This window comes from Psychrobacter immobilis, from assembly GCF_904846065.1.
Taxonomy (GTDB): Bacteria; Pseudomonadota; Gammaproteobacteria; order Pseudomonadales; family Moraxellaceae; genus Psychrobacter; species Psychrobacter immobilis_H.
On sequence record NZ_CAJGZV010000007.1, the window covers coordinates 1 to 7,133 of the forward strand.

Annotated in this window: 6 protein-coding genes; 1 reads left to right on the forward strand and 5 read right to left on the reverse strand. The window is 39.7% G+C overall.

The features are described 5' to 3' along the window. The 5 genes from repM (JMW64_RS13640) to repM (JMW64_RS13660) form a co-directional block, all read right to left on the reverse strand. The coding region (repM, locus tag JMW64_RS13640) for a replication initiation protein RepM (protein WP_201555333.1) at positions 1-805 on the reverse strand (805 nt) is incomplete at its 3' end. Between the two features lie 1,245 nt (positions 806-2,050). Further along, complete coding sequence (locus JMW64_RS13645; protein ID WP_201555334.1) at positions 2,051-2,269, reverse strand: hypothetical protein; 219 nt, start codon at positions 2,267-2,269, stop codon at positions 2,051-2,053. Next, entirely contained in the window at positions 2,250-2,504 is a 255-nt protein-coding gene (locus tag JMW64_RS13650; RefSeq protein WP_201555335.1) for a hypothetical protein, read from the reverse strand. Before JMW64_RS13650 ends, JMW64_RS13645 begins: the two co-directional genes overlap by 20 nt. A 496-nt stretch (positions 2,505-3,000) precedes the next feature. Further along, positions 3,001-3,687 (reverse strand): YagK/YfjJ domain-containing protein, encoded by a 687-nt coding sequence (locus JMW64_RS13655; protein ID WP_201555336.1) that lies wholly within the window; start codon positions 3,685-3,687, stop codon positions 3,001-3,003. Between the two features lie 371 nt (positions 3,688-4,058). Continuing rightward, positions 4,059-5,027 (reverse strand): replication initiation protein RepM, encoded by a 969-nt coding sequence (gene repM, locus JMW64_RS13660; RefSeq protein ID WP_201555337.1) that lies wholly within the window; start codon positions 5,025-5,027, stop codon positions 4,059-4,061. 951 nt (positions 5,028-5,978) lie between these two features. On the opposite strand from repM (JMW64_RS13660), the gene JMW64_RS13665 reads away from it, so the two are divergent. Beyond that, positions 5,979-6,815 carry a DUF4344 domain-containing metallopeptidase gene (locus JMW64_RS13665; RefSeq protein WP_201555338.1) on the forward strand — a complete coding sequence of 279 codons (837 nt, stop codon included), beginning with the start codon at positions 5,979-5,981 and terminating at the stop codon, positions 6,813-6,815. The last annotated feature ends 318 nt before the right edge of the window (positions 6,816-7,133 follow it).

Genomic DNA, 7,133 nt, shown 5'->3' on the forward strand with positions numbered 1-7,133 from the left:
CAATAGGTGCATTACTGCCAAGTTCAGGTAAGGCAGCAAGCTTGGCGCTGAATGTTTTTACTTGGCTGTCTGTCATCTTAATGAACGCATCATCTTTGGCTATCGGCTCAGGTGCTTTTTTTTGTTTGAATTTGAAGGACATAGCGGTAATAGTGCGACCTGTTTTGTGCTGCTCGTAATTGACCGTAATATCCGTATGCTCATTAATCTGTTTGATAGCAAGGTCAATAACTCTTATCTTGAAGTTATACATTTCTTTATACTTTTCAGGCTCAACGCCTAACTTTTGGCGTAGATCATCAATCTTATATCGCTGTGTAAATCCTTGTTCACGCCATGCCACGCAAAGCTCATATAGTCGAATAGCATAGCTACTGCTCAGGTTCGCTACTTTCTCGATTTCATAACTTGTGAAGTGACTTTCAAGCCGTGTTATCAAGGGAACAACATCAGACGTAAAGCGCATATAAACGATACCGCTATCAGGCTCAACGCCTATCTTATCTACCCAGCGACAATGAAACGACCTGTCTTTGCCGTTCTTTGGGTTTTTGTCGTGGTAGGTGACATATCGGTCAAACAGTCCTTTACTGGCATCTTTGACGACCGTGTACGCTGTTTTATCATTTACCCCGAACTGCTTTGCGTAACTACTTGCATGGATTTTTAGCAGACTGTCATGCGTGATACCTTGACCTGAATTGCGAGCCTCAATAATTGCCAATAGGATTAGTCGCTGTTCTGCTAAATCGAGCGTATAACTTGCATTGATTAATGCGGTATCTTTAACGACTAACTCAGACATAATGACGGCTTATTATCGAAATGATTTTAATGATGATAGCACAATTAACTTACTTTGTTTACTGACGTAAGTATAGGTGCGATAAACGTAAGGGTATTGGCTTAAATTGGTGCGATAAACGTAAGGGTATGGTGCGATAAACGTAAGGGTATGAACGCTAAACGCCTTTACTATCAAGGGCTGTCAGGGACTCTAAAAGCTCTTTTAAAAGCTAATTATTTAAAAGCATAAGAATTATTTTTTTGATTGTTAATAACTTTATTTTGAATTGATGACTAAATCAGGCTCAGAACATCATTAAGGATTAATTAACCCGTGATTGGATAGATTGACTCAGATTTGAATTATTGGTTATTGGTAAAATTATCACCAAGCTCAGGTAATCATCAAATAATTAGTAATTGCTCATATTTTCCCTGTAAGCGTCTTTGATTGCTCAATAGCTAACTTACTAGGTCTTCACCCTTAGAATTGAAATTTGAGCTAATCAGACAGTAAATAAGTGCTATTTCAGCTCATATCATTGATTATTGGTTTGGCTATAGGTCAATGATAGGTATTCAGATGCTTTAACTGTTCTGTACTTGCAGTGAGTAATTCGATTTTTTTTGGCACTACACAACACTTAGTGTATATTGATTGAATAACCACAAAGATAAAAGGGGATTAGCATTGAGTAATAAGAGTTTTATTTTTAGGTCACTTGGTGTCTGCGGTTTAATTTTCGTTTTGTCTGCGATGGTTGCCACTAGGTTTTTTTAGTATGGTGACTGAATATTGAGTATGACTCCTATACTAGAACACAAACTGTCGGCTGTACGCCCAGTGTTTACGGCATTTCTTGATTATTATTTTTGACAATACCATCACCAGTACCAACAATCGTTTTTTGTTTTGCCTGATTGCGGTCTGTTTTGACGTTCACCATCATTGTGAGTGAGTGTTAATTTCTCGAGGTCATCGAAACGGTGGTCTCGTTTAATGTCCTCATGGTGAGGGTGTCGTAAAATCTATGATACTCAGTGACCAACTTTGGATAGTGGAATAGATGCGTCCAGACTTGGATTTATCTAGATTAATCGTGATCGGTGCGCTATTGAGGCATCGAACTGTCGGCTGTGTCCCAAGTGTTTTAGGGGGCTGTAGCTTTTCACTGTCAGCCATGTACAACAAATTGCACAACATTAGCGATTCGCTACCCTGTTTTCAATGTTAGGTTTTGTCAGGTTCTAACGTGTCCGAAAACTAATGCACTCGCTCAGGATTGCGAGCATCAACGGTTTGAATAACTATTTTGACTGGCATTACCTCGCTGTCCTTATCTCCATCGCCCTTATCTAGCCCTAGCAGCTTTGCTTTTGACATGGTAGCTGCAACCATAGCAGATGCCTGTCCGTTAGCCTTAGCGGTCAATCTGGCATCATCTAGCTCATTCATCAGGTCATCAATACTCATCTTGTGCATGGCTTATCCTTTGAGGTAGCAACTGGTCATCGTTTGCCAATTCATTCATCAGGTCGCTAATTGATTGAACGTCATCAGCATGAACATCTTTAATCACTGGCTTATCAAAACCAAGCAACTTCGCCTGACTCATTGTGGCTGTGACTATGCCGTTCGGATTGCGGTCATCAATCGCTATCTGCTTTGCTGTCTGCAAGTCTGCTATCAGGTCATCGAGCGTTAATGATCGGCTCATCAGTTGAAACTCCTTATCAGCTTTTGCTCTAGCTGCTCATACTCATTAATCAGTCGCTCATACGTGCTGTGGTGCATGTAGCGAGGCTTTGAACCTATGCCGTTGATAATGCCCACTGACCACCCTAAACGGTCACGTAAGGCGTTCAGCTTGCAGTAAATGCGGTCTGTCTTTGTTTCAAGTTGAGATTGATAATTTGCACCTATGCAAAGTCTGCAGACGTAAGTCCCTGCACAATATAATACCGATACTCGCTTGCTACATGATGGACAACTAAACCAATAACGTGAGCCACCGTAATGGGTCGCTGTGGTCGTTAAGTGGATCGTGTAGCTGTATTGCTTGCCTCGATAACTGTACATCACTGGAAGGCTATCAGGCTGTGATATGCGCAAGTAATCACGATAGCTGCTAATGCTTAATCGTGGGTAATTGCTCAGGCTCGAAGTGGTCGCTAGTGCTGCTATGATTTATCTCCTTTTCCAAGCCTAGATCATTAAGCTATTTTCTTTTTCTTAGCTTCAGCCTCTACCTGTTTCAGGTACTCAATACCAGATATAAATGTTCTGGAAGTGGGCGTTATATGCTTTTTCTCATTCAATGCAATGTTGCTCGAACCGTAATTATTAGCGTACTTTCCCTTTCTATTTTTGCCACGCTTTTTGGTAAGATAACTTGCTCTAAAGAACATTCTATCGAAGGTTTCAGAATCGCCTCTTTTGACCTTAACATAAGGGTTTGGCGGTAGACTTGGCTTTGCTAACTCGTACGTTCGCCTTGATATCTTTTCACACTCTATAAATATTCCTTTGGGTGTATTCACCTTGTCAGCATCAACCATAATCAATAAGTGATAATGCTGATGTTTAACTGTTTCTATCTCACGAACCCAAAAGTATCCAATACGCTTAACGCCATGCGCTTTCTTAATCCCCTTTCTTAACTCATGCATGAAGTCAGTCATCAGCTTGTTATCAAACGTACCCTCACATTCTTTGACATGAACATCAACCCTAATCATCAGCACGTTTGCATGGTGACTAACCATAGCCGTCATTTGGCGTTCAAGTGCCCTCAACGGTTCAACATAGCAGCCATAAACCTTGCCATTTAATCCCTTCGTATAAATCGGCAACCACCTATCACCAAGTAAAATCCGTTCGTTATAAGTGACCTCACGCATTGCTTGAAAACCTCAAAATGTTAAAGACAAAAGATGGGTAAGTATTCCATCAACTTCATAGTTACTTGATGCTCAGGTTAAAAGGATATTATAAAGGTACCTGTTTTTTTACTACCATAATCTAATATTACATGCCTTGTACTGTGGGCGGTTCACACCGAAATAACATCAAAATATGAGTAAAAAGTAATGACGTAATTAATTATTAATGTTTTCTTAACAACCTTTAAACACTGCTTAATAGTAATTCATTATCACTAAAAGTATACTGTTTGCCCTCTATCTGCTCATTCTGCCGTTTTAATCATTCCTAGTACCTTTGCATCAGGACATAATTGCGAGCCTGTCAGCGTCAATCTGTGAGCCTTTTTTTACTTAACTTTGCGCTTTGCTACTTCAAAACCTAACTTTGCTAAGTGCTTGTGATATTTCTTTTGTTTGTCAGCGTCTTTGAGGTCATCAGCAATCAGTTTGGCGAAGTCGTCATAACCTGCAGTCGATGGGGCATTTGATCCAAGCTCAGGCAATGCAGCCAACCTTTTGCTGAACGTGCCTATTTGGTCGTCTGTCATGTTATGGAATAGATCAGGCGTGGCATTGTCTCTATTCTTATTTGTAGCAGTAGTAGCGAGCTGCTCAGGTGCTTTCTTTTGCTTGAATGTGAAGGTAAAGCCAGTAATAACACGCCCTTCTTTTTGCTGCTCAAAGTCGGCATCAATATCCGTGAAAGTGTTAATTTGATTGATAGCATGTTTTAGAACACGCTTTTTGAAATCGGACATAATCTTATATTGCTCAGTCTCAACACCTAGTTTGGATCGTAAGTCATCAAGCAGAATGATGTTTGTTTTGCGCATAGTTCTATACTGGATCAGTAATTCATAAAGCCTGATTGCATACTCGCTTTGCAACTCGCTAACCTGCTTTAATTCATATTCTGTATAGCGTTCATCAAGCCTAGTTATCAATGGAATTATCGAGCTAGTAAACTGCAGATCAACACAAGCAGCATCGTCGATATAAACAATATGCTCAACCCATCGCCTTTTGTGGTGGGCTAATTTTCCAGTTTCCTTGTCAATCTGTGAGTATTCAAGTTCAGCATTAAACAAGCCAGTTACTGCTGTTTTCAGTGCCTCGTATGCTGTCTGTCTGCTTACGTTGAATTGCTTTTGATAGCTCTTTGAGTCGATACGTAACAACCCCATAGCATCAATTAACTTGTGTTGTTCACGAGCTTTTATAATCGCTAAGAAAATCAGTCTTTGTTCTGCCACACCCAAACTATAACTAGCGCCCACAAGGTCATTGTCTTTGGTTACCATCTGTTTTTTAGTCATGCTTGGCACTCTAAATTATGCTGATTTGATATTAATCATACATGATATAGTGACAAACTAAAACACTCTGTCATCATTTGACAGGTAAACGTCCCTATATTGACAGGTAAACGTCCCTATATTGACAGGTAAACGTCCCTATATTGACAGGTAAACGTCCCTATATGAGCATTGAAACCCTTTACCAGTAAGCGACACAGAGCACCTAAAAGCTTTAAAAACATTAAAAACATTAAAAACACTGACTATTGATTTTTGATAACTCTGTTTTGACTTGAGTTGATCGGCAACTGGTGACAGTAGCAGACGACTACCATTGATTGCTAAATTTGCCCTACAAGGTGCTTTGACTGCTCAATAGCTAACTTAGTACCACTTCACCCTTAGAATTGAAATGCGAGCCATTCAGGTGACAATTTGGCACTGTCTCAGCTCATATTACTGGTGATTAGTTTGGCTATGGAATGACGAGGCAATGAAATTATCAGTAAATTATCACTTAGACTCGATATTGAATGTTCACTGATAATGATGGGTAATTACTATCGTTTAATAACTGGAATAGGTGCAATGATAGACGAGCTATCACTTACTGATTTTATGTTTTGGGTATAGGCTAATGATAGGAAAAAAGCACAGCAACCAGTCCTATAATTCAAGAGTCTGTTATAGATGGTTCCATTCTATCAGTCTGTTTTAAGTAGTCTGTTAATAGGTTTAGAGGTCAAAATAACTGGTTCCCTTGGGGCATATCTAAAAAATTTCTGCTAGTTGTCTGACTAAAACTTCCCAAGCTTGAGTGTACGGCATTGACGGCAGGGGTCACTAAACAATGTGGTGACCCTTTTGGTCTCAAATAATGAGTAAATAATGAGTAAATAATGAGTGCTATTCGGTCAAATGGACAAGAATAAGCGTTCCATGTGTTAAATAGAGTTAAGGATGAGTAAGATGCGATATAGAAAAACTGGGTTAGCAGGCATATTGATAGCAGGATTGCTAATAACAGGATGCTTTGGAGCTTCAGTTCCTGACATCCAAAAGGCTGAGGAACCACCAGAAAAATCACAACAAACATTAGATGGCACTTCCAACATCAAGATCAGCTATTTACCGACACAAAATGACAGTGACATCGATAGTAAAGAGACTATCCAAGCCAGTCAAATCGCTGATACCTTGCGTGAATTATCGTTGCAACACTTCCCATTTAAACAACCATTGACTATAGAATTTGGTAGTGAAGAGGGACCTTTATATGATCCAGAGAGGCATACTATCTCTGTGCCTTATGAGTTTTATCAGCAAAGCAAGGTGTATTTTGCAAGTAATGGCTATGAAAAGCGTTATGGAAAATCGACAGAAATGGGAGCAATAGATAGTCTGTTACATACCTTGCTACATGAGGCAGGACACGCTTATATCTCTGAAAATGATATACCTGTACTCGGTAAAGAGGAAGATGCAGTTGATGATTTTGCCACCATGATGTTGATTAATTATGTTGACAATGGTGATGATGTGGCGATTAGTGGTGCGGATATGTTTGCTTTTGAGGCAGATGACGTGTCATTGCCAGAATATTATACGCCTGATGAATACGTTGACGAGCATAGCTTTGATTTACAGAGGTATTTTTCAACATTGTGCTTGGTATATGGTAGCAACCCAGAACGCCATGCTACCTTACTTGATGAGATGAGCAAGGATAATCTATCAGAGCGACAAGAGTCATGTGAATATCGTTTTACAGAGGTCAACCATAATTGGGAACAGTACTTACCATAAATTGAGTACAATTTAACCGATGGTTGCGTCCCACTGACTAAGTGCGAGTTTTCGACTTAACAAATGTTTATTCCCTACAGTCATACATTTATGAAGTCAAAACATCGGCAGGGGTAAACCCCCACACCCCCAACACTACGAAAAGACGTAATGCTAAAAAAGCGGAAACTGATTATCTAGTAATTTTAGAATATCGCTATGTCTTATGCTTTTTAGGTTGATAACCTAACTTTGCAAGATAGGGCATATACTGGGCTTGCTTATTTTCGTCTACAAGATCATTAGCAATAATAGCGGCAAACTCAGCAGTGCTTTTAC

What these genes read in the sequence shown, in the direction of transcription:
- JMW64_RS13645 (WP_201555334.1), bottom strand. Translation starts at nt 2,269, where the DNA reads ATGCACAAGATGAGTATTGATGACCTGATGAATGAGCTAGATGATGCC.
- JMW64_RS13650 (WP_201555335.1), bottom strand. Translation starts at nt 2,504, where the DNA reads ATGAGCCGATCATTAACGCTCGATGACCTGATAGCAGACTTGCAGACA.
- JMW64_RS13655 (WP_201555336.1), bottom strand. Translation starts at nt 3,687, where the DNA reads ATGCGTGAGGTCACTTATAACGAACGGATTTTACTTGGTGATAGGTGG.
- repM (WP_201555337.1), bottom strand. Translation starts at nt 5,027, where the DNA reads ATGACTAAAAAACAGATGGTAACCAAAGACAATGACCTTGTGGGCGCT.
- JMW64_RS13665 (WP_201555338.1), top strand. Translation starts at nt 5,979, where the DNA reads ATGCGATATAGAAAAACTGGGTTAGCAGGCATATTGATAGCAGGATTG.